Here is a 22353-nt window from a genome sequence, read left to right on the forward strand (position 1 = left end):
CTGCAATTGCCCGCCCGAAACCTGGTGCGGGTAGCGCGCGCCGATCCCTTCCGGATCCGGCAGCGACAAGGCCCGGAACAGCTCGACCGCTCGCTTTCGCGCCTGCTCGGGCGGCATCAGCCCGTGGATGCGCGTAACCTCGATCACCTGCTCCATGATGGTGGACGAGGGGTTGAAGGAGGCTGCGGCACTTTGCGGAACATAGGCAATGTCGGTGCCGCGCAACTTGGCGCGCTGCTTTTCGGAAAGTGCCGCCATGTTCTTGCCGTTGACATTGATCTCGCCGCCGGTGATCCGGCAGCCAGGCCGCGCATAGCCCATCAGCGAGAGCGCGATCGTCGTCTTGCCGGAACCGCTCTCGCCAATCAGGGCGACGATCTCGCCATCGGCGATGTCGAGGCTGACGCCCTTGATGATTTCAACCACACGACCCGAATCCGTCGTCGCCTCGATCCTCAGGTTCCTGACCTCGACGAGATTGCTCATGCGTCCCTGTCCCTGATCTTCTGCGGCAGGTTGTCGATCAGCAGGTTGACGCTGATGGTGAGGCTGGCGATCGCCAGCGAGGGAACAATGACGGCCGGTGCCGCGAAGGGCAGGCCGCCGATGTTCTCGCGCACCAGCGCGCCCCAGTCGGCGAGCGGCGGCTGCAGGCCGAGGCCGAGGAAGGACAGGCCGGAGAGCAAGAGCACGATGAAGACGAAGCGCAGGCCGAAGTCGGCCAGCACCGGGCGTATGATGTTGGGCAGGATCTCGGACCCGATGAGATAGGCGGTGCTTTCGCCGCGGACGCGGGCGACGGTCATGAAGTCCATGCTGTTGATGTTGACGGCGAGCGCTCGCGCGAAGCGGTAGGCGCCGGGGATATAGATGACGGCGAGCGTCAGGATCAGCGCCGGGATCGACGAGCCGACCGCGGCGACGACGACAAGGCCGAACAGTTTGCTGGGAATGGAGTTCATGGCATCGAGGAAGCGGCTGAGGCAGCTGTCGAGCCAGCCGCCGGTGACCGCCGCAATCATCCCCAGCATCACGCCGGAGAAGCAGGCGATGGCGACGGCGGCGAGCGATATGCCGACGGTATAGCGTGCGCCCATCAGCACCCGCGAGAGCATGTCGCGCCCGAGATAATCCGAGCCGAGCCATAGGCCCTGACGCATCGGGCCGAAATAATCGTCGTCGACGATGTCGCCGATCGAATGGGGAATGATGGTGGGCGCGAAGATGGCGATCAGCGTCCAAGCCAGGATGACGAGCGAGGCCACGACGCCCACGAGATTGTAGCTGTGGCCCAGAAATGACCGTCGGGAAGCTGCCACGCGCGCCATTGTTACCTGAGCCTCGGGTTGGACATGATGGCGATGATGTCGGCGACCGTAATGAGCAAGAGGTAGCCGAGGCAGAAGATCATTGCGCAGCTCTGGATCAGCGGCAAGTCGCGGGTCGCGACCGCATCGACCATCAGCTTGGCGATGCCGGGATAATTGAAGATCGTCTCCACGATGATGACGCCGCCGACCAGATAGGACAGCGACAGCGCAACCGCGTTGACGATCGGCCCGAGCGCATTGGGAAGTGCGTGCTTGAGCACCATGCGCCCGCGTGAGGCGCCTTTGAGAAGCGCCATCTCGACATAAGGCGTGGAGAGCGTTTCGATCACCGCGGCGCGGGTCATGCGGATCATCTGGGCGGAGATGACGAAGGTGAGCGTGATCACCGGCATGGCATAGATGCGCACGAGGTCAGTCAGCGTATGCGCCTCATTGACCGAGGACAGCGCCGGCAGCCATTTGAGATAGACGGCGAAAAGCAGGACCGCCAGCGTCGCGACCATGAATTCCGGCACGGAGATGACGCCGATCGAAAGAATGGTGACGGTGCGGTCGTAGAGGGAACCGCGCAACATGGCGGAGGTGATGCCCAGCGTCAGTGCCAGCGGCACAGAGAGCAGCGTGGTGATACCGGCGAGCTCCATGGTGTTGACGAAGCGCCCGCCGATCAGCGCCGCGACCGGCATCTCGTTGGCATAGGACGTGCCGAGATCGCCGTGGAGCAGGCCGATAAGCCAGCGCAGGAAGCGCAGGATTGCCGGATCGTTGAGATGCATAGCCTCGCGCAGGCCGGCCACGGCTTCGGGTGTCGCCGCCTGGCCGAGCAGGATCGACGCGGTGTCGCCGGGCAGCATGCTGGTGGCGAAAAAAACGGCGAACAGGACGATCAGAAGCGTGATGACCGCGATTGCCAGCCGCTTCAACACGAGGTTTAGAACCCCAGACGTCATGGAAGCGCTCCTGCGGTTGCGTTCGGCCAAGCCATGTTGCGCAATCAAGGTGCCAGGGACTGGCTGTCCGGTCCCTGGCAGGCGCCTCTCAGGCTTCGAGCCAGAGATATTCCGCCATTGCGTAGCCCATCATGCCACCGAGTGGGTTCGCCTCCAAACCCTTCACCTTGCTGGAGAGGGCATCAACGTTGGAAATGTAGGCCGGGATGATGGTGCCGGCCTCCTCGGAGACCATGGTCTGCATCTGGCCGTAGATTTCCTTGCGCTTGGCCTGGTCGAGCGAGCCGCGCGCCTCGATCATCAGCTTGTCGAACTTCTCGGACTTGTACTGGCTTTCGTTCCAAGGCGCGTTGGAGGCGTAGAGCAGCGAGAACAGAATGTCCGGTGTCGGGCGTGGATTGATGTTGCCGAAATGGATCGGTGCCTTGAGCCAGTAATTGTCCCAGTAGCCGTCGGACGGGACGCGTTGGACATCGAGCTTCATGCCGATCTCCGCGCCGGCGGCCTGGATGATCGTCGCCATGTCGATGGACGAGGTCGCCGCATCGGAGGCGATCACCGGGATGGATTGGCCGAGCAAACCTGACTTCTGGAAATGGAACTTGGCCTTGTCGGGGTCGAAAGCCTTCGGCTTCAGGTCGGCATTGTGGAAGATGTTTGCCGGCGAGACGGGCTGGTCGTTGCCGACTTCTCCAAGGCCGCGCAATGCCGATTTGACGATCTGCTCACGATTGACGAGATATTTCATGCCGGCCACGAAGTCGGCCTTGTTGCCCGGATCCATGTCGAGCCGGATGTTGAGATCCGTGTAGTTGCCCGAGGTCGTCTTCGACAGTTCGAAGCCCTGCTGGCCGCCGATGAGCTTCATCGCGCGCGGATTGATCGAGGCGGCGAAATTGATGTCGCCTGAAAGCAGGGCGTTGACGCGGGCGCTGTCGTCGCTGATGGCGATGAATTCGAAAGAGTCGAGATAGGGCTTGCCCGACTTCCAGTAGTTCTTGTTCTTGGTGACCACCGAACGCACGCCGGGTTCGAAGGTTTGCAGCACGAAGGCGCCGGTGCCGTTGCCTTTGGAGAAGTCGGTGGTGCCATCGGCGATGATCATGAAGTGATGCAGCGCCAGGATGGTCGGGAGGTCGGCGTTCGGATCGGCGAGCGTGATTTCGACAGTCGACTTGTCGACTGCCTTGAAGCCGGTCATCTGGGCTGCGATCTTGGCGACTTTGGAACCGACCGCCGGATCGAGATGGCGCTTCATCGAGAAGACGACGTCGTCGGCGGTGAGGGCCTTGCCGTCGTGGAAGGTGACGCCCTTGCGCAGCTTCACCGTCCAGGTCTTGGCGTCCTTGCTGTCGAAGCTTTCAGCCAGCTCCATCTGCGTGACGCCGTCCTTGTCGAGGAAGGTCAGGCGGTTGTAGAGCGAGCAGCAGCGGACATAGTCGGTGGAGAGCGATGCCTTTGCCGGATCGAGCGTGTCGGCGGTCGATGACGACCAGCCGGCGGCCTTGAACGTTCCGCCGGAAACCGGCTCGGCGGCGACGGCATTGGTGGCGCGGCCGAGCACCACGCTGCCCGCGGCAATCGCGGCGCCGCCGGCCAGCAGCATCTTGAGGAGTTCGCGGCGGCTCGCGCCCCGCCGAATGGCGTTTTCGACCATTGCATCGTCTGCTCCGGTCCAGTTCGTGATCTTGTCGGTCATGGTATTCCCCTTTCTGATTGGTTCCCGGGATACTCGTCTTGTCGCGGCTTTCCGGGGCTTGGGCTTAGATTCGTTCCTTCAGGCTTTCCCGCACGGCCGCCGCCAACGCGGCCATTGAGGTGAAGTGGTGGTCCGGCACGGTGAAGCGCTCGGGCTCGATCGTGCCGCCATAGCCCTTCTGGGCGTGCCGGCGCTCGATCCAGCAGTTGGTCATGCCAAGCGCCCGGGATATGCCGATGTCGTGGTGCTGACTTTGGGCGACGTGCAGGATGTCGTGCTTGCTGTCGCCCCGGGAAGCCACAAAATCAAACACCTTCTGGAAAAAGGCCGGGTCCGGTTTCTCGGTGCCGGTGTCGTCAGCGGTGAAGGTCGCGAAGAAGGGCGAACCGAGCTGCTTCTCGAAATGTCGGAGCGCCCATCGCCGGGCATTGGTCATGGCAATCAGCTTGTGCGATTTCGCAAGCTCGGCCAATGCCGCCGCGCTGTCAGGGAAGCCTTGCCAGGCGCGGGCCGAGTCCCGCAGGCGGGCGCCATATTTCTCCGCGGCCGGCAGGCCGAGTTGTGACGCGATGACCATATAGACACGTGAGAGATCGTCAGGAAACAGGCCCGCATCGGGCATGTAGCGGGCTTGCCGGTACAGGGCCAGCGCGGCCTCGCTGTCGAAGGAAACACCAGCGTCGTCTGCGATCCCGGCCAGGCAGGTCGTTATACCGCCTTCGAAGTCGATTAGCGTGCCGACCACGTCGAAGGTCATGTACTTGAATTCGCTAAAGCCCTTGGGCAAGACTGGCTCTCCTCTGCGCGCGGCCGAATTGCATGAGTTGAACAGAACAAAATTCCGTGCTGTCGGGGCGCTGGCCATTTTTCAAAAGCCCGGAAACTTGAGCTTTCTGGCCTTGTCTTAACTGCAGTCTGGCACTTCCCCCGCGCTGGATTCGCCGAAAAGGCGCGGAACCGCGGCACAAAATTGCGAAATCCTCTATCCCGGCGCTATTTCGAAACGCGTGGTATTCGTCGCCCGTCATGCCAGGGCCTGGCGAACATCGGGATCGTCCAGCGTCTGGTCGAGCGTCCGGCGCGTGCGCTCGATGATCGCGTCGATGTCGCTGTCGGTGCAGCAGAGCGGCGGGGCATAGCCGAGAACCCCATGCGCAAAGGCACGGATGATCAGGCCGTTGTCCCACGCCCTGTCGAAGATGCGCCGCGCCGGCATGGCTGCCGCGGGAAGCGGCGTCTTCTTCTGCTTGTCGACCACCAATTCGATCGCGGCAAGCATGCCGCGACCGCGCACATCACCGACGAGAGGGTGGTCGCTCAAGCCAGCCAGTCCTGCCATCAGGCGAGCGCCGGCCTTGATGCCGTTCTCCAGAAGGCCGCCTTCATAGAGCTTCAACACCTCGAGTGCGACTGCGGCGCTGACGGGATGGGCGGAATAAGTGTAGCCATGACCGACCGCCGAAGCGCCTGCGGCATCGGCGATGACATCGTAGACATGATCGGACATGAATACGGCGCCCATAGGGACATAGCCCGACGTCAGCCCTTTGGCGGTCGTCATGAAATCGGGGACGATGTCCTCGTCCGTGCAGGCGAACAGAGGGCCCGTGCGGCCGAAGCCGGTAATCACCTCGTCGGCGATGAACAGGATACCGTACTCCCGGCAGAGCTCGCGCATGGCCTTGATCCAGCCCTTTGGCGGGACGATGACGCCGCCCGAGCCCTGGATCGGCTCGGCATAGAAGGCAGCGACCCGCTCCGGTCCGAGCTCCTCGATCTTGGCCTTCAGCGCGCCGAGCGATGCGGCGATGATCGCGTTGCCGTCCTCGCCCACCGGGTTGCGATAGGGATAGGGAGAAGGGATCTTGTGCTGCCATTCGAACGGGATACCGAAACCGGCGTGGAAAGCGGGGAGTGCGGTGAGGCCCGCACCGACCACCGACGACCCGTGATAACCCTGCTCGATGGATACGAACTGGTCGCGTTGCGTTTGGCCCTTGGCATTCCAGTAGTAGCGGACGAAACGGATCGTGCTGTCGACCGCATCCGACCCGCCGAGCGTGAAATAGACATGATTGAGGTCGCCTGGCGCGCGCTCGGCCAATTCCGAGGCGAGCCGGATGGCCGGCTCCGAGCCGAGGTCGAAATAGGCGGTGGCATAGGGAAGCTCACGCATCTGCCGGGCTGCGGCCTCGACGATGCTGTCGTGGCCATAGCCGGCGTTGACGCACCATAGCCCCGCAAAACCGTCGACGAGTTGCCGGCCGGACGCATCGGTCACAGTCGCGCCCTTTGCCGATTTCAGCACGCGCACGCCGTGCGCCTCATGGCCGCGATAGGACGAGACCGGATGGATGAGATGGGCGCGGTCGAGTTCGATCAGGGAATTGGCGAGCATTGTTATCCTCCGGACTAGCCGAGCGCCTGGTTGGCGAGGGCGTAAACTTTTGGCCTGGCCTGTTCCGCGACGGACTTGGGTGGACGGTCCATGGCCACGCCGCCGCCAACATGGGCGAGGCCGATGTCCTCGAGCCAGCCGGCAATGCCGCTCCCGCTGCCGGTATCCACGCGCAGGAAGGCACCGGGGCGCGACGCGGCAAAGAAGCCGATCAGGGCCTTCGCCTCCTCGATACTTCCTGCGATGACCGGACCGATCACCTCGCCGCGTCCAAACGGGCGGATCGCGGCGTAGGCCTCGATGCCGTTGCGGCGAATGACCGCGAACTGGCCGCGCTCGGCCAGCGCATCGATCAGAGCTGCACGATCGGCGCCGTAGGCGTCGCGGTCCAGCGCTTTGATTTGAGGCAGGTCGGCGGCGCCTGCAGCTTCCACGCCGTCGGGCGCACCAAGCTTGGCAACGCTGCCCTGATGTTGCAGGATCGTACCAGACGGCACGAAGCCGAGCTTTTCATAGAGAGGCATGCCGTCCACTGTGGCGACGAGCCGCAACGGGCGGTCCTGGGCAAGGACGAAGGCCTGATCCATGAGCCGGCGCCCAAGCCCCTTGCCCCGCGCATTCCTGTCGACGATCACCATGTTGATCATAGCGCAATCCGTGCCATAGGGCGTTACCAGGATGGTTCCGGTGACGCGGCCCTGGTCGTCGAGCGCGACCGCACCGCTCGAGAGCTGCAGCGCCATCCGCCAGTCCTGCGCACGATGCGGCCAATCCTCCTGGCGAGAAAGCACTACGGCCCCCTCGATATGGTCTGGCCTGAAGACCTGGAGTTCGATGTCGCCCTGCTGCATGAGGCATCCTTCCGTCTGCTGCCCAAGTTTCGACCATCGGCGCGCCACAGATCATCTGAAGGCTTTGGCTTGGACGGTATCTTTCGCCGTAGCGCAGGCGGTGCGCCGCATCTTGTGCTGGCGCTCTGCGCAGCGGAGGCGCCTCACGCCGCGCGCGGCGCCCCAATCGGCAAACCAGATGCTACAGCGTGCCAAACCAGATAGCGGATACGGAACTTTCTGCTTTCGCGAGGGCGATTTCGGTCAGGTGGATCGCCACCTGCCGTCCTATGATGAAATACATCCCTGCACGGATGTGCTTCCACCGGAGATCGACGGACATGGCTTCCTTCAGACCCAAATACATCACCTTCGACTGCTACGGCACGTTGACCTTTTTCCAGATGGCGGAAGCGGCGCGCGACCTCTATGGCAGCCGGCTCGATGAGCCGCGTATGCAGCAGTTCATCAAGGACTTCGCGGCGTATCGCCTCGACGAGATTCTGGGCGACTGGAAGCCCTATGCCGATGTGATCCACAACGCGCTCGAGCGCACCTGCAAGCGCAACGGTGTCGCCTTCAGCGCCGACGACGCTGGGATGATCTACGAGCGCGTCCCGACCTGGGGGCCGCATGCCGACGTTCCGGCCGGCCTGGCCAAGGTTGCCAAGGAAATTCCGCTGGTCATCCTTTCCAACGCCATGAACGCGCAAATCATGTCCAATGTCGACAAGCTCGGCGCGCCGTTCCATGCCGTCTACACGGCTGAGCAGGCGCAGGCCTACAAGCCCCGTTTCCAGGCCTTCGAATATATGTTCGACAGGCTGGGCTGCGGCCCGGAGGACGTTCTTCACTGCTCGTCCTCTTTCCGCTACGACCTGATGTCGGCCCACGATCTCGGCATCAAGAACAAGGTCTGGGTCAATCGCGGCCACGAACCGGCCAACCCGTACTATGGCTATGTCGAGATATCGGACATTTCGGGTCTTGCAGGCGTGGTCGGTCTTTAGAAACAGGCGGATTGCCAATGAAATTCGTCTCCTACTGGCACGACACCGCCCCGGTCTTTTCCGGCGGGGCGCAAGGCCCGGTCGAGGGGCATTACGATGCCGCCATCATCGGCGGCGGCTTCACGGGTCTGGCCGCGGCGCACCGACTGGCGAAGGCCGGCGCCAAGGTGGCCGTGCTGGAGGCGCAGCGCGTGGGCTGGGGCGCATCCGGCCGCAATGGCGGGCATCTCAACAACGGCCTCGCCCATGGGTATCTCGCCGCCAAGGCGGAGCTCGGCAAGGACCGCGCAATCGCGCTTTATCGCGCTCTGGACGACTCCGTCGACACCATCGAAGCGCTGGTCGCCGAAGAAGGCATCGACTGCAATTTCCGCCGCGCCGGCAAGCTGAAGCTCGCCTCAAAGCCACAGCATTTTGACGCGATCGCCCGCAACTTCGAAGCCCTCCATGCCGAAGTGGATCCCGATACCGCGCTGCTGTCGGCGGCCGAGCTCAAATCCGAGATTGGCTCACCCTTCCACGGCGCGATGCTGTCGAAGAAGAGCGCCATGATGCATATGGGCCGCTATGTGGCGGGTCTCGCCACGGCCGCTACCCGCCACGGTGCCGTCATTCACGAGAACGCTGCGGTGACCGACCGAAAGCAGGCCGGCGGCAGGCATGAGCTGACCACCTCACGTGGCCGGATCAGCGCCGACAATGTGCTGGTGGCGACCGGCGCCTATACCACGCCTGACTTCGGCTACTTCCGCCGCCGGATCATCTCCGTCGGCAGCTTCATCATCGCCACGCGGCCGTTGAGCGACGCCGAGATCACTGCCGCCATGCCGGGCAACCGGACATGCGTGACCTCGATGAACATCGGCAACTACTTCCGGCTTTCGCCCGACAAGCGCCTGATCTTCGGCGGCCGCGCACGCTTTTCGGCGACATCGGACCAGCGCTCCGACGCCAGGAGCGGAGAGATATTGCGGGCAGGCCTCGCGGCGATCTTTCCGCAACTCGCCAAGGTCGAGATCGATTATTGCTGGGGCGGGCTGGTCGACATGACCAAGGACCGCTTTCCGCGCGCCGGCTTTCATGACGGGGTCTGGTACGCGATGGGCTATTCCGGGCACGGCGCGCAGCTTTCCACCCATCTTGGCATGATCCTGGCCGATGCCATGCTCGGCCGCGAGGACCGCAATCCGCTGAAGGGGCTCGAATGGCCGTCCATTCCCGGTTACTCCGGCAAGCCCTGGTTCCTGCCGATGGTCGGCCTCTACTACAAGGCGCTCGACCGGATTCAGTGATCGTCGAACCGGCCCGGCTCGGCAAAAACCGCCTCAGCTGGGCCCGCCGATGTGAAAACTCTTCATCTCGAGATATTCCTCGATGCCGGCCTGAGCCCCCTCGCGCCCGAGACCGGACTGTTTGACGCCGCCGAAGGGGGCCACCTCGATCGAGACTGAGCCGGTGTTCAAGCCCACCATGCCGAATTCCAGTGCCTCGCCAACGCGCCAGGCACGTTTCAGGTTCTCGGTGTAGAAGTAGGAGGCAAGCCCGTAGGGCGTGCCATTGGCCAGCGTGATCGCTTCCGCTTCCGTCTCGAAGCGGAAAAGCGGCGCAACCGGGCCGAACGTTTCCTCGCCCGCGAGCTGCATCTCACGAGTCGCGCCAGTCAGCACCAGCGGCGCGACATATTGCGGACCGCGAGGCAAGGCCGGCCGGTCCGTGATGATCTTTGCACCTTTGGCCAGCGCATCCTCGACGTGGCGGTTGATTTTCTCGACCGCCGCCATGTTGATCATCGGCCCGATGGCGACGCCGGGCTGTGTGCCGGGTCCGACCGTCATGGCGTTGACGCGGGCGGTGAGCTTCCTGGCGAAGGTTTCGTAGACACCGGCCTGGACGAGGATGCGATTGGCGCAGACGCAGGTCTGGCCGCCATTGCGGAACTTCGAGACGAGCGCGCCCTCGATGGCGAGATCGAGATCGGCGTCGTCGAAGACGATGAAGGGGGCGTTGCCGCCGAGTTCGAGGCTGAGCCGTTTCACGCTGTCGGCCGCGCCGCGCATCAGCAGCGAACCGACCCGCGTCGAGCCGGTGAAGGAGATCTTGCGAACGGCCTCGTTCGCCATGATCTCGTTGCCGATCTCCGTGGGCATGCCGGTGACGATGTTGATGACGCCGGCGGGGATGCCAGCGCGTTCGGCAAGCACGCCGAGCGCCAGCGCCGAATAGGGCGTGAACTCGGACGGCTTGATCACCACGGTGCAGCCGGCCGCCAATGCCGGCGCGACCTTGCGGGTGATCATCGCATTGGGGAAATTCCACGGCGTGATGATGCCGCAGACGCCGACCGGTTCCTTCAGCACGATGATGCGGCGATCGGACGTGGGCGAGGGGATGGTGTGGCCGTTGATGCGGCGTGCTTCCTCGGCGAACCATTTGACGAAGGACGCGCCGTAACGGATCTCGCCTTTGGCCTCGTCCAGCGGCTTGCCCTGTTCGGTCGTCAGGATCAGCGCCAGATCGTCCAGATGCGCGAGCATCAGGCCATGCCATGCTTCCAGCAGCGAAGCGCGTTCGGCGTTGGTTTTCTTCCTCCAGTCGCCAAAGGCGGAAGCCGCGGCCTCTATCGCCGCGCGGGTCTCCGGACCGGCCATGTCGGGCACTGTGCCGATCGGCGACTGGGTCGCCGGATCCAGGACATCGACCGTTTTGCCGGAGCCGGCAGCAATCCAGTTACCGGCAATCAGGCCGGCTTCGCGGAACAGACTTTCGTCTTTCAGGCTTTTCATCGGATACGACCCTGCAATCATGTGAGCGCCGCGACGATGGCGGCTGTGATGGCTTTCGTGCTGTCTTTGCCGGGAGTTGTTCCAATGCCGCGCGCGGTTGTCGCTTCGATCGCTTGCATAACCCGGTCGGCGGCGGCCTTTTCGCCGAGATGGTCGAGCATCATGGCGCCGGACCATATGGTGGCGATCGGGTTGGCGATGCCGAGATGTGCGATGTCGGGCGCGGAGCCATGCACCGGCTCGAACATGGACGGCGCCGAGCGGTCGGGATTGATGTTGGCCGAGGCGGCGAAGCCGAGCCCGCCCTGGATCGCCGCGCCGATGTCGGTGAGGATATCGCCGAACAGGTTGGAGGCGACGACCACGTCGAGGCTCTCTGGTGCCATGATCATGCGCGCGGCGAGCGCGTCGACATGATAGCTGGTCACGACAACGTCAGAGTACTCCACAGCCAGTTTTCGCGTGATCTCGTCCCAGAACACCATCGAGTATTTCTGCGCGTTGGACTTCGTGACGGAGGCAAGCTTGCGCCGACGCGACCGCGCCTGCTCGAAGCCGAAGCGCAGGATGCGTTCGACGCCGGCGCGGGTGAAGATCGAGGTCTCCACGGCGACCTCGTCAAGCGTGCCTTGATGCACGCGCCCGCCGGCACCCGAATATTCGCCTTCGGTGTTCTCGCGGATGCACAATATGTCGAAACTTTCCGCGCGCAGCGGGCCGGTCACGCCCGGCAGCAGGCGGTGCGGCCGGATGTTGGCATATTGCACGAACGCCTTGCGGATCGGCAGCAGCAGCCCGTGCAGCGAAACGGAATCCGGCACCTCCGCCGGCCAGCCAACGGCGCCGAGCAGGATGGCGTCAAAGCCGCGCAAGGTCTCGATGCCGTCCTCGGGCATCATGCGGCCGGTCTCCTTGTAGAATTTGCAGGACCAGGGGAATTCGGTCCCGGTCAAGGCAAAGCCGAAGTTTCCGGCCACCGTTTCCAGCACCGTCCAGGCGGCGGCGGTCACATCGCTGCCGATGCCGTCACCGGGGATCAGCGCGATCGAATAGGATTTCATCGGCATCTCTCTAGAGGCTGACCAGGACGCTCTTGGTCCTGCGGTTGGCAAGATAGGCGTCGCGGCCGAGGTCCTTGCCGATGCCGGAGCGCTTGTAGCCGCCGGTCGGCAGGATATGGTCGCGCGAGCGGCTGTAGCGGTTGACCCAGACAGTGCCGGCCTCAAGCTTGCGCGCGAAGCGGATGGTGCGGGAGAGGTCGGAGGTGAACAGGCCGGAAGCCAGCCCGTAAGTCGGATGGCTGGCCAGCGCCAGCGCCTCTTCCTCGGTCTCGAAGGTCTGCACGGTCAGGACCGGGCCGAAGATCTCCTCGATGATTGCCGGATTGGCCTGATCGACACTGGCGATCAGCGTCGGCTCGTAGAAATAGCCGGGGCTGTCCATGACGTTGCCACCGGTCAGGCATTCGGCGCCGGCCTCGACCGCGGAGTGCACGATGCTGTCTATGCGCGCCCGCTGCCGCTCCGAGATAACAGGCGAATACTGCGTCGCCTCGTCCCAGGTCGGGCCTGGCCGCACCGCCTTCATCTTCACCAGGATGGCGGCCGTCAGCCTGTCGGCCACACTCTTCTCGACGATCAGGCGGGTGCCGGCGACGCAGGCCTGGCCGGCATTGAAGGTGACGCTGCCGGCGATGGCCGTCGCCGCCTTGTCCAGATCGGCATCGGCAAAGACGATCTGCGGGCTCTTGCCGCCGAGCTCCAGCGTCATCGGCTTGACGCCGGTGCGGGCGACATTCTCCATGATCGCCGATCCGGCTCGGGTCGAGCCGGTGAAAGAGACCTTGGCGATCTCGGGATGGCCGGTCAGCGCCGTGCCGGTCGTCGGACCGTCTCCCAGCACCACGTTTATGAGCCCTGCCGGCAGGCCCGCTTTGACGGCGAGTTGCGCCATATAGACTGCCGAAAAGGGTGTCATTTCCGATGGCTTCAGCACGACCGCATTGCCCGCAGCCAATGCCGGACCAAGCTTCCATCCGGCCATCGAGACGGGGAAATTCCAGGGCGTGATCGCGCCGACCACGCCATAGGGCTCGCTCATGATCATGCCGAGGGTGACGTCGTCGGTCGGCACAAGCTCGCTGCCCTCCTTGTCGGCGAATTCGGCAAAGAAGCGGATCTGCTCGGCGGTTATGGCGATGTCGCCGGCGACGAGCTGGCCGACGGGCCGCGTCGAGCACAGCGCCTCGATCCTGGCCAGCGTTTCTGCCTCCGCCTCGATCAGGTCGGCCCAGGCCTGGAGTGCCTTCGTCCGTTCGCGCGGCCGAACACCACCCCAATTGCTGGCCTTCAGGGCCGCCTTGGCGCTTTCCACCGCACGGTCGACCATGTCTGAGCCAGCCACAGGGCAGGCGGCATAAGCCTTGCCGTCCGACGGTCGATGCATCTCGATCACAGCCTCGGCTGCGATCAGCTCGCCGCCAATAAAATGGCCGACGGGAAGGGAGACGGTATCCGGGTCGAAGGTCAGGCCCATGGCACCCACTCTGGAATATTCTGCAGGAGCCTAGCGCGGGCGGCAGCGCAGCATGCACCGTTCGGCGATCGGTCGCGGATGATTGTTGCGTGCTGGCGATGAGGGACGGCAAAATCTGTTGCGGGCAAGCGCCTCAGGCGGGTTGCGTTATCCGACGGTCACGTAGATCTTGCGCACTGTTTCGATGGTCTTCCAGACACCGGTGAAGCCAGGCTTCATCACGAAGCTGTCGCCGGCGCGGTAGGTCACGGGCACGCCGCCATCGGGCGTGATTTCAATCACGCCGGTAAGGATGTGGCAGAATTCGAAAGTCTCGCCCTTGATCGAGCGCGTTTCGCCCGGCGTCGCTTCCCAGACGCCGGTGTGGACGAGATCGTCCTTGGCGGCGTCCTGCGCCCAGGTCTTGAAGGCAGGGTTGCCGGCTATCAGCCGTTCGGGCAGCGCCCTGGATTCGCGTGGCGGGGCGGCAGGGCTGGTATCGACGGTCTTGAGCAGGGACAAGGGATGGCCTTTCTGGTTGGACTTCAATAGCCGCGCGACCGGTCGACGAGCCCGATGGGGTCGAGCCGGGCGCGGTGGCGGCGGATGTTTTCGATAACGGCTCGCGCAGCCGTCGCAGGCTGGGTGACGCTCGCGATATGCGGGGTCAGGATGATCTTCGGATGCGACCAGAAGGGATGGCTCGGGGGCAGCGGTTCGGGATCGGTGACATCGATCATCGCTGCCGAAAGGTGGCCGCGGTCGAGCGCGGCAAGAAGGGCTTCATGGTCGAGCTGCGGCCCCCGGCCGGTGTGGACGAGCGCTGCGCCCTTGGGCAGCTTCGCAAACAGGTCGGCGTTCAGGAAACCGCGTGTATCCTCGGTGAGCGGCAGCAGGCACACCAGTATGTCGCTCGTCGCGAGCAGCTCCTCCAGCCCAAGCTCGCCATGATAACCGGTCACGCCTTCGATCTGCCGTGGCGAGCGGCTCCAGCCGGCGAGAGGAAAGCCGAAGGGCTTCAGCCGGTCGAGGACGGCTTGGCCAAGCTGCCCGAGGCCGAGCACGCCGACCCGTCGCGACCCGGCCTGCGGCTGCGCGATATCTGCCCATTCGCCGGCGCGCTGATGCGCCAGGTAGGCTGGCAGGTTGCGGTGGAGCGCGAGCACGGCAAGCGTCACATATTCCTGCATCATGCGCACGATGCCTTCCTCGATCATGCGCACGATCTTCACGTTCGCAGGCACCGCATCGAGGTGAAACTGGTCAACGCCGGCGCCGATCGAAAACAGGACTTCCAGGTTCCGGTAGCGGACGAGGTTATCCGGCACGGTCCAGCTAATCAGGTAACGCACGGCGTCGGGATCGACCGTTGCGGTATCCATCGTGAAGGGGACGTCCGGCAGTTCTCTTGCGAAGGCATCGGCGAAGACCGCCCCGCGGTGCGCATCGGAATTGAACAGGAATGTCATTCCGGCTCTCCTTCACGTCGCGCAACGGGCGCCCAGCGCCTCGATCAATCGCTGGCAGGTGGCGAGTTCGCTGGTGAGAATGTACTCATCCGGCTTGTGGGCGCGATCGATGTCGCCGGGGCCGCAGATGATCGCATCGAATCCGGCGGCCTGGTAAAGTCCGGCCTCCGTGCCGTAGCTGACGGCGGCAAGCGGCACCTCGCCGGTCAAGGCATGCAGCAGTCCCGCAAGTGGCGCATCCGGCGGCAGCGACATCGCCGGATAGGCGCTCATCGGTGTCCATTCAATGCGAAAGCCATCGGCTCCAAGGACCTCCGCACGCGCCCTTACAGGCGCCAGCAGGCTCGCCGGGTCGATGCCAGGTATAGCGCGCGCCTCCAGGTCCAGGGCGCAGGTGTCTGGGATGATGTTGACCTGATGTCCGCCCGCCACCACGCCCGCTTGCAGCGAGGAGTAGGGCGGCTCGAAGGCAGGGTCGGACGGGCCGTGCGTCAGCCGTCCTGCCTCGTTCACGGCAACGCTCAGCACACCGGCCATGGCATGGATGGCGTTGAGCCCGAGATCGGGCCGCGAGGAATGGCCGGAGCGCCCATTGATGGTCACGCGGGCGGCCGCCTTGCCCTTGTGGCCGCGCACGGCGCGCATGCCGCTCGGCTCGCCGACGATGACGCCGAGCGGCTTGGCGCAAAGTTCGGGAAGGCGCGCGATCAAATGCGGCACACCGCGGCATCCCACCTCCTCGTCATAAGAGAAGGCGAGGTGGATCGGCCTGGCAAGTCCCAGTCCCGCCAGTGCGGGCACGGCCGCGAGCACGGCGGCAAGAAATCCCTTCATGTCCGTGGTGCCGCGTCCGTAGAGCCGTTCGCCCTGCTTGCGCAGCGCAAAAGGGTCCGAACTCCATTGCGGCTCGCCGGCGGGAACAACGTCCATGTGGCCGGACAGGATATAGCCCGGGACATTGGCGGGGCCGATCGTCGCGAACAGATTGGAACGATCGCCTTCCGGCCCTGGAAGCACGTTGACCTGGGTTCCGTGTTTTACGAGATAGGCCTTGATCCAGCCGGCGATATCGCCGTTCGGCTTGCCGGCGACCGATGGAAAGGCGACGAGACGGTCGAGGATGTCGAAGACGCCCATTCCAGCCCTCAAGGTAGTTTTCGGGTTCGCCGGGATCAGTGCCGTCGACCGTATGCTGCTCGATTTCGAGAGAGGATGTGCGCGTTCATTCGCGATTGCGTGCCGAAAGCGGAAGTGTTTCAGTTGAATCTAGCGTTGCCGCGCGGCTTTCGAGCAAATCGTACCGGTCCGCTTGTTTAGCGTTGGCAGGGGAAGAGGGCGGCCATCGGTGCGTCGCCTCGAGTACGATAATCTTTCAGGGGCATGGAATTGAAGCCGTCCGGAAGCTTGAAAATTGATACTTTCTCGATGCGGATTGGCGACATCGAAGGCGTTGAACTGGACCGCTTGCACGCGCTCTCGCTCTCTGTGGGATGGCCGCATCGCGCCGAAGACTGGCAATTCGTGCGCCAATCGGGACAGGGGTTCGTAGCGCTCGACGAGATCGGCCGGGTCCTCGGTTCGGCCATGTGGTTCGCACACGGTACCGATTTCGCAACTGTGGGCATGGTCATCACCTCACCGCGACTCCAGACGCTGGGGGCGGGGCAATGGTTGATGAAGCGGGTCTTCGAGAACGTCGTCGGCCGCGATCTGCGCCTCAACGCAACGCGCGCGGCAAGGCGGCTCTATCTCTCGCTCGGCTTCCAGCCGGAGAAGACCGTTTTCCAATGCCAGGGCATCGCCCGTGCGCAAACGAGCGTTGGGGCGGCAGGTATTCGAGGCGATATCCGCAGATTGAGCCCAAGCGATATTCCCGCCGCGATCGCGCTCGATGCGGCAGCGTTTGGCGTGAGGCGGGCGGCGCTCATCGAAAGGCTTTTCGCACACTCGGCCGGCTATGGTCTCTTCAAGGGCGATACGCTGAACGCTTTTGCGCTCTGCCGGCCGTTCGGCCGGGGCCATGTCGTGGGGCCGGTGGTCGCGGAAACCGACGCCGACGCCGTGGCGATCGTCCGGCCGCACGTGGCCGATCGTTCGGGGTCTTTCCTGCGGATCGACACCCATATGGACAATGGAGAGTTCGCCGCCTTTCTGTCGCATATCGGGTTGCCCGTTTACGACACGGTGCTGACCATGTCGCTGGGTCGACGCCTCCCCGATTTTGTCATCGGCGGTGCAACTACCCTGACGACCTATGCACTAGCCAGTCAAACTCTTGGGTAATTCAGTCTCCCCCGAACCGTTCTCTTGGGTCTCAGGCCCAGCGAACGGCGAGCGCTACAGGAGCCGCTCATCGCCTAAACCGAGCCAAAGGCGAGCGATCGCTGACGAGGTTGCAAAGGGCGGGCAGGAGCTAATGCACCAAGCCGGTTGATAGCGCCGAAGCAGGAAAACCCTATGGGCCGTGCACCTCGAGTGGCGAGCTCACGATTTGGACCTGAGCCGCGCGGATGGCATGTGGCCAGTGGCACACGAAAGGCCGCGCCTACAGGTCGGATATATGGCCGCACGAATTAGGAACTGCCGAACGACCCCCTAGCCAACGGAGAGCCGTACGTCAGACGGTCTACAATTGGCCATCGAGTTCCTGGAAGCTTTCGAACTTCTGTCTTACTCCAGCCGAATTACACGTGCTGATGAAGATATTGGTACGTCCGGTTACGCCGTGGGACAGACTTGATCATGGAGGCGTCCGCTCACAATCGGGGGTTCGAGTCGCTAGACCGCTACATCGTGAGACCCACTATCGAAGAAGCACTCTTCTGCTATCGCCGGCGCTCTGCATAACCGTAACGCCGCCCCGAAGATCGATCGAAATTAGGTGGCAGGGCCTCCACGGGCTCGATAGACCAACTGCCCCTCGCAGTGCACCCGAGGGCGCTGCTTGAACCACAATCGTGCGCACATCGCACATAGATGCTATCAATGAAGATGCGCAGGGAGGGCGAACAATCGAATGGAGAATGAGGACAGGTCGCGAACCAGATCTGATCGGCGAATCGCCTTGCTCATCGATGCTGACAATGTGTCCCACGGCAAGATCGCAGCGATACTGGCGGAACTTTCAAAATACGGCACGGCCAATATCCGCCGCGCCTATGGCGATTGGGCAAGCGCCAATCTCAGGAACTGGAAAGACAAGCTGCACAATTTTGCAATTCGGCCCATTCAACAGTTCACCTATTCGGCCGGCAAAAACGCCACCGATATTGCGCTTGTGATCGATGCAATGGAGCTTCTCTACACGCAAAAGCTTGACGCTTTCTGTTTGGCTTCCAGCGACGCCGATTTCACACCATTAGTGATGCAGTTGAAGGCCAATGGACACGAAGTCTACGGATTTGGGGAACGCAACACGCCCACTCCCTTCATCAATGCCTGCACGACTTTCCTCTACCTCGATAGCCTGGACGATGCTGAGCAACCGACAACTCCCGAAGCCCCCGGCGAGAAACCAAAGACCAAAGCGGAATCGGCGGCCAAATCTAAAACGCCCGCCGAAAAGTCGGCCGACAAGCGAACGGGCAAATCTCTGTCGCAAGATACGACCCTCGTGACGATCCTGCGTGGCGCTGTGGAAGCCACGGCGCAAGACGATGGATGGGCAGCTATGTCATCGGCAGGAAGCGCAGCGAAGCGACAGGCGCCCATCGATCCACGAAACTATGGGGTCAAGAACTTTCCGGCACTCTTCGCGGCGACGGGCCTCTTCGACATAATGAAGATGGAGAATGGGCAGAGCTACGTCGCAGACAAGCGGAACAAGGACCGCTCACCACTGCCGAGCCGATAGGGATAAGAAATTCCATCATTGCCGTTGATGGCAAAGGCGCCGGCGTGCGCTTTTCTTGCATTCCAGCGCCACTACCAACGACAGGCCGAAGCTTACATCTCTCCTCTGGGTATCGCAGTCCGGTTGCCGTCGAGAAGCGCCGCAAGCTGATGCGAGTATGGGCTAACTACGTCAACCCGGTCAAAGCCGAGAATGTGGTGTCTATTTACAAACGTATCTCTGTATCAGATTTTCGTCGCCCGCCCCGAAGCGGCTTAGGGGTGCGTCTCCCGCGGGCGGCTCGATGAGGAGGTCAGTCGCGACCTATCTCAAGCGCGTCCCCGCAACCAATTCTATCATAAATCAATAACACTCCCGGTCTAGCCGGGGCGATCTTTTGCGTTTTGAAGGCCCGGTCTCCTGCCTATTGCTCTGTTCGCTCTACTTCGCACTTATCGCGAAATTGGAGAGGTACAGGAACCACTGAGCTTCATTGCTTTAGTTGCAAAAATTCGCAGTTTTTGCTAATTAACGCAAATGGCGAAAAGTCCTCCCCGTCTTCCCCGAGGTCGTTCCCAACTTGTCCGTGTGCTGTCCGCGGCGGGTGACGTAATTCACGTCGATAATGTAGTGGCTGCGCTCCAACTCGACCGCACCGCCGCCGCCCAGCGATTGTCGCGCTGGGTCGAGCAGGGATGGCTGAGCCGGGTGGGCCGCGGCGCCTATGTTGCAGCGTCAATTGATACGATGGGGTCGGATCGCGTCCTTGATGATCCTTGGGTGCTCGTCCCCGCGCTCTTCGCGCCAGCCTATATCGGGGGTCGCACCGCGGCCGAGCATTGGGACCTCACCGAACAAATCTTCAAGGACATACTCGTGATGACCGCACAGGCTGTGCGGCAGAAGCGCCAAGAGAGACACGGCACGCTTTTTTCGTTGAAGCACATCGATGAGCGGAAGCTCTTTGGCACGAAGAGCGTCTGGCGCCATCAGACGCGTGTGCCCGTATCGGACGTGCACCGTACGATCATCGATATGCTGGATGACCCAGCGATCGGCGGCGGAATCCAGCACCTGGCCGATTGCCTCGCTGCCTACCTACGCCGTGGCGACCGCGACGACGAGAAGCTCATCGAGTACGCGGTGCGTCTCGCCAATGGTGCCGTTTTCAAGCGCCTGGGCTTTCTTGCGGAACGCTCCCCCGAAGGAGCGGCGCTGGCGCGCCTTTGCGAACACCATCTCAGCGGCGGCCACGCCAAGCTCGACCCCGCTCAGGATGGGCCGCACGTTGTGACAAAATGGCGACTGCGCGTTCCCCCGAGCTGGGCTCGCGAGGGAAAGACATGATCGAAAAGCGCGAAATCCTCGCCATCGCCCAGCAGACATCCCTCACGCCACATGTCGTTGAGAAGGACTACGTCCTCGGATGGATGCTCGCCGGTATCTACCAACACGAGGATCTCGTGGAGAATTGGGTGTTCAAGGGCGGCACGTGCCTGAAGAAATGTTTCTTCGAGACCTATCGCTTTTCCGAAGATCTCGATTTTACGCTTATCAAGCCCGACCAACTCGACGCCGACTTTTTGAAGAGCACGTTTTCTGAAATCGGTGAATGGATCTACGAACAAACCGGCATCGAGATTCCAGCCGACAAGCAAGAGTTCGAGGTTTATCAGAATCCCCGTGGACAAATCTCTTGTCAGGGTAAGATCAGCTATAAGGGGCCTGTCTCATCAACCCACGCGCTTCCGCGCATAAAACTCGACCTGACTGCTGACGAACGTGTCGTTCTACCGCCTGTCCGCGCGCAGATATTCCACCCGTACAGCGACGTTCCAGAAGACGGTATTGAGGTCTTGGCGTATGACTACGTCGAGGCCTTCGCCGAAAAATTCCGGGCGCTCGCAGAGCGGACACGCCCACGCGACCTCTATGACGTCGTGCACCTCTACAGAAATGCCGAGGCACGCCCTGACCCGCAGCGCTTTATGGAAGTCCTGCGCGCCAAATGTGAATTCAAGGGCATCGAAATTCCGCGCATAGCTGACCTCGAGCCGCACCGCACGGATCTTGAATCGGGCTGGATTCACATGCTGCAGCACCAGCTCCCGGCGCTCCTGCCGGTCGCGATCTTCTGGGGGGCGCTCCCGGAAATTTTCGCCTGGCTCGAAGGCGCCGTCACGCAACCACTCGCGGCGATGCCTATCGGCGCTGGTGAGACGCTCATCCGTGAACGCATCATCAGTTTGCCTGCGGGCGTTCGAGGCCAAACCTACATTGAGATGATCCGCTTCGCTGCGGCTAACCGGCTGCTTGTAGAAATCGATTACCGGGACAAGCAAGGCAACCGTTCCACACGCGCAATCGAAGCTTACTCCCTCCGCCGCTCGCAGGCAGGAGACGTGCTGCTCATGGCGGTGCGCGCAGACAACGGGCAGCCGCGCAGTTATCTCGTCGATAGCATTCTTGGGGTCAAAGCCATCCAGACGCCCTTCGCACCGCGCTACCCAATTGAACTTACGCCATCTGGCCTTCAAAGCATTCCACGGACTGCGAGTTCGGGTTCAGGAGCAATTTTCGCGGTGCGCCGCGCGCCAGTTGTTCGGCGTTTGCCCGCTCTTCGATCGACCCGAAGCTCGGGTTTCACGGCGGCAAATGGCCCAACCTACGTCTTCAGGTGCTCCGTCTGCGGAAAGACTTTCAACAAAAAGAGCTACGACGCGACTTTGAACACGCACAAGAACAATCGGACAGGTTACGAATGCTACGGCACGTTTGGTACGTATGTAACAACGAAATACTAGTTGCCGGAAACGCCCCGGGTTCGGTAATGCTCGCTGGCCGGTGATGTTGATTGATGAAGCCAACGCTGTGCCATTCTCCGCATCAATCCTCGTTCGCATCGCCTCCAACCTTGTGTTCACGAAACGCGCTTGCCCGGCCACGGCGCGTATCCGGCAAGGGATCGCTCTCAATCGCCTTGGACCAGGCGGCGCGCATGGCCGGATCGCCGCGGTTGTTTCGGTCCATCGCGCTGACCAAAGCGGCGCCAAAATACCTCGCGAGGAATGGGTCGTAGCGCAGTTGCTCAGCCGGGCCGGTCATCTCGGTTTCTTCGAGGATCCGTGCGAGGCCGATGCTCAATACGTCATCGATTTTGGCTGGCACTCGCGCCGGCTCCTTGCGCATTGCGGATGCCAAGAACCGAAGGGCCGACATTAATGGTGAAGGCGCTCGCACCACTACCACCTGCGCGATCTCGGGCCAGAGTGCCGCTTCAAAGTCGGCGTCGCAGCCTTTCGACCAGAAAATCTGATCTAGCAGGGCCGAGAGAACCAGCACATCGGTCTCATCGCCACTTCCGATCAACGCTCGCAGCCCCTTCGTGGCAGCATCCACCGTTACAATGCCCAGATCGAGGAGGCAGGGGTAGGCACCTTCCAGACGAAGCGGATATTGAGCGAGTGTCGCCAGGGACCGCAATTTCTTGGTCGCGGCGGGGCTTGATTTTGCGCGCATCGCGAGGCTCGCTACTAT

The 22353-nt window shown here is 62.6% G+C and carries 21 protein-coding genes; 6 read left to right on the plus strand and 15 right to left on the minus strand.

Annotated features, from left to right (window positions below):
• The 8 genes from EOA13_RS25700 to EOA13_RS38025 form a co-directional block, all read right to left on the minus strand.
• Positions 1 to 486 (minus strand): ATP-binding cassette domain-containing protein (locus EOA13_RS25700; protein ID WP_127296414.1); only part of this gene is annotated, 486 nt, incomplete at its 3' end.
• Positions 483 to 1328, minus strand: a complete 846-nt coding sequence (locus EOA13_RS25705; protein WP_127296415.1) for an ABC transporter permease — start codon at positions 1326 to 1328, stop codon at positions 483 to 485. The genes EOA13_RS25700 and EOA13_RS25705, both read right to left, overlap by 4 nt.
• A gap of 2 nt (positions 1329 to 1330) precedes the next feature.
• On the minus strand, positions 1331 to 2281 hold the full coding sequence (locus tag EOA13_RS25710; RefSeq protein ID WP_127296416.1) for an ABC transporter permease: 951 nt from the start codon (positions 2279 to 2281) through the stop codon (positions 1331 to 1333).
• Between the two features lie 88 nt (positions 2282 to 2369).
• A complete protein-coding gene (locus EOA13_RS25715; RefSeq protein WP_127296417.1) occupies positions 2370 to 3980 on the minus strand; it encodes an ABC transporter substrate-binding protein in 1611 nt (536 codons plus the stop codon).
• A gap of 64 nt (positions 3981 to 4044) precedes the next feature.
• Positions 4045 to 4767 (minus strand): HAD-IA family hydrolase, encoded by a 723-nt coding sequence (locus tag EOA13_RS25720; protein WP_127296418.1) that lies wholly within the window; start codon positions 4765 to 4767, stop codon positions 4045 to 4047.
• Between the two features lie 237 nt (positions 4768 to 5004).
• The gene (locus tag EOA13_RS25725; RefSeq protein ID WP_127296419.1) at positions 5005 to 6378 is read right to left on the minus strand and encodes an aspartate aminotransferase family protein; all 1374 of its coding nucleotides are present in this window, start codon (positions 6376 to 6378) and stop codon (positions 5005 to 5007) included.
• A 14-nt stretch (positions 6379 to 6392) separates the two neighbouring features.
• Positions 6393 to 7229, minus strand: coding sequence for a GNAT family N-acetyltransferase (locus EOA13_RS25730; RefSeq protein WP_127296420.1), 837 nt, complete (start codon positions 7227 to 7229; stop codon positions 6393 to 6395).
• A 181-nt stretch (positions 7230 to 7410) separates the two neighbouring features.
• Positions 7411 to 7551, minus strand: a complete 141-nt coding sequence (locus EOA13_RS38025; protein WP_164780328.1) for a hypothetical protein — start codon at positions 7549 to 7551, stop codon at positions 7411 to 7413.
• Here EOA13_RS38025 and EOA13_RS25735 point away from each other — a divergent pair.
• Together EOA13_RS25735 and EOA13_RS25740 are read left to right on the plus strand one after the other, a co-directional pair.
• Complete coding sequence (locus tag EOA13_RS25735) at positions 7550 to 8218, plus strand: haloacid dehalogenase type II (protein ID WP_127296421.1); 669 nt, start codon at positions 7550 to 7552, stop codon at positions 8216 to 8218. The genes EOA13_RS38025 and EOA13_RS25735 overlap by 2 nt on opposite strands.
• A 17-nt stretch (positions 8219 to 8235) precedes the next feature.
• Complete coding sequence (locus EOA13_RS25740; protein WP_127296422.1) at positions 8236 to 9510, plus strand: FAD-binding oxidoreductase; 1275 nt, start codon at positions 8236 to 8238, stop codon at positions 9508 to 9510.
• 33 nt (positions 9511 to 9543) lie between these two features.
• Here EOA13_RS25740 and EOA13_RS25745 read toward each other — a convergent pair whose 3' ends face one another.
• The 6 genes from EOA13_RS25745 to argE form a co-directional block, all read right to left on the minus strand.
• The gene (locus tag EOA13_RS25745) at positions 9544 to 11001 is read right to left on the minus strand and encodes an NAD-dependent succinate-semialdehyde dehydrogenase (protein ID WP_127296423.1); all 1458 of its coding nucleotides are present in this window, start codon (positions 10999 to 11001) and stop codon (positions 9544 to 9546) included.
• 17 nt (positions 11002 to 11018) lie between these two features.
• Entirely contained in the window at positions 11019 to 12062 is a 1044-nt protein-coding gene (locus EOA13_RS25750) for a tartrate dehydrogenase (RefSeq protein WP_127296424.1), read from the minus strand.
• A 10-nt stretch (positions 12063 to 12072) separates the two neighbouring features.
• A complete protein-coding gene (locus tag EOA13_RS25755) occupies positions 12073 to 13536 on the minus strand; it encodes an aldehyde dehydrogenase family protein (protein ID WP_127296425.1) in 1464 nt (487 codons plus the stop codon).
• A 147-nt stretch (positions 13537 to 13683) separates the two neighbouring features.
• A complete protein-coding gene (locus EOA13_RS25760) occupies positions 13684 to 14037 on the minus strand; it encodes a cupin domain-containing protein (protein WP_127296426.1) in 354 nt (117 codons plus the stop codon).
• A 23-nt stretch (positions 14038 to 14060) separates the two neighbouring features.
• On the minus strand, positions 14061 to 14984 hold the full coding sequence (locus EOA13_RS25765) for a glyoxylate/hydroxypyruvate reductase A (RefSeq protein ID WP_127296427.1): 924 nt from the start codon (positions 14982 to 14984) through the stop codon (positions 14061 to 14063).
• A gap of 12 nt (positions 14985 to 14996) precedes the next feature.
• Positions 14997 to 16121, minus strand: a complete 1125-nt coding sequence (gene argE, locus EOA13_RS25770; RefSeq protein ID WP_127296428.1) for an acetylornithine deacetylase — start codon at positions 16119 to 16121, stop codon at positions 14997 to 14999.
• Positions 16122 to 16364: 243 nt separating this feature from the next.
• Between argE and EOA13_RS25775 the strand changes: the two genes are divergently transcribed.
• From EOA13_RS25775 to EOA13_RS25790, 4 genes are all read left to right on the plus strand, one after another.
• Positions 16365 to 17267: a GNAT family N-acetyltransferase gene (locus EOA13_RS25775; RefSeq protein ID WP_127296429.1), complete on the plus strand. Its 903-nt coding sequence runs from the start codon at positions 16365 to 16367 to the stop codon at positions 17265 to 17267.
• A gap of 781 nt (positions 17268 to 18048) precedes the next feature.
• Entirely contained in the window at positions 18049 to 18837 is a 789-nt protein-coding gene (locus tag EOA13_RS25780) for an NYN domain-containing protein (protein ID WP_206535311.1), read from the plus strand.
• Between the two features lie 609 nt (positions 18838 to 19446).
• Positions 19447 to 20163 (plus strand): type IV toxin-antitoxin system AbiEi family antitoxin, encoded by a 717-nt coding sequence (locus tag EOA13_RS25785; RefSeq protein WP_245490478.1) that lies wholly within the window; start codon positions 19447 to 19449, stop codon positions 20161 to 20163.
• Positions 20160 to 21620: a nucleotidyl transferase AbiEii/AbiGii toxin family protein gene (locus tag EOA13_RS25790; protein ID WP_127296432.1), complete on the plus strand. Its 1461-nt coding sequence runs from the start codon at positions 20160 to 20162 to the stop codon at positions 21618 to 21620. Before EOA13_RS25785 ends, EOA13_RS25790 begins: the two co-directional genes overlap by 4 nt.
• Before the next feature lie 82 nt (positions 21621 to 21702).
• Here the strand turns inward: EOA13_RS25790 and EOA13_RS25795 are convergent.
• Positions 21703 to 22353, minus strand: a 651-nt coding sequence (locus EOA13_RS25795; protein WP_206535312.1) for a hypothetical protein, incomplete at its 5' end; no start/stop codon positions are given.

This window comes from Mesorhizobium sp. M7A.F.Ca.US.011.01.1.1 (assembly GCF_003998295.1).
Classification (GTDB): Bacteria; Pseudomonadota; Alphaproteobacteria; order Rhizobiales; family Rhizobiaceae; genus Mesorhizobium.